Below are 864 nucleotides of genomic sequence, written 5' to 3'. Positions count from 1 at the left end.
CCACATCCTCGAACGGTGTCACCAGCGATCCCGCACGGAGCCGGTCTCTCGCCATTCGCGGGTCGCCGATGGCAATGCCGTGTCCTTCCGTCGATGCCGCGAGCGTCAATTCGAGGGTATCGAATACGAGTCCGCGTCCCGCGTCGATCTGGCGTGCCCCGACATGATCAAGCCAGCACCGCCACTCTGCGTGGCTCGGCCCGGGATGCAGCAAATCGACCTGCGCGAGATCGGCAACGGATCGCAGTGAGGTTGCCAGTGCGGGCGCGCACATCGGCGTGAGCCTCTCGGAGAACAGCGGTATCGCGTCCATGCCGGTCCACTGTCCCGTGCCGCGCACGACGATGGCATCGACATCGGACGTCGTGAAATCCGGCGTATCGTCCGCGGAGGTCGAAATACGAAGCTCCGTGCCGCTCATCGCGCGATGAATGTCCGGCAGCCGCGGGAGCAGCCAGCGAACGGCGAACGTGGACGGCAACTTCAACGTGAGCACCGAAGTCGCCCGTGCATGAACGTCCGCGTGCCGGACCAATTGCGTGAGCACGTCGACCGCGACCGTCAGCAGTGCATTGCCTTCTGCCGTCAACGTCAGGCCCGATACATGGCGCACGAAGAGCGCGCATCGGTAATGCGTTTCCAACTGCTGTATCTGGCGGCTGACTGCACCTTGCGTGCGGCATAGGTGATCCGCAGCCTTGCTGACGCTGCCCAGCTGTGCCGCGGCGACGAACGACTGAATTGCCGCCAACGGCGGGAGCGGTCGCGTCAGGTCGGCCAGCGGGTATGCATGCGCGGCATACCCGGGTTGCAAATTTTTCGATTGTTCGGTCATCGGGGCGTCGCTATCGTGCGTGTACCGGA

General features: G+C 64.2%; 1 protein-coding gene. It reads right to left on the bottom strand.

The window, feature by feature from the left end; all coding sequences use genetic code 11:
* Positions 1 to 835, bottom strand: an 835-nt coding sequence (locus JMF90_RS38795) for a LysR substrate-binding domain-containing protein (RefSeq protein WP_201326517.1), incomplete at its 3' end; no start/stop codon positions are given.
* Positions 836 to 864 lie beyond the last annotated feature (29 nt).

The sequence above is a fragment of the Burkholderia sp. E168m23 genome, from assembly GCF_016586125.1.
GTDB lineage: Bacteria > Pseudomonadota > Gammaproteobacteria > Burkholderiales > Burkholderiaceae > Burkholderia > Burkholderia orbicola.
This window is presented reverse-complemented; position numbering and strand designations above follow the sequence as displayed.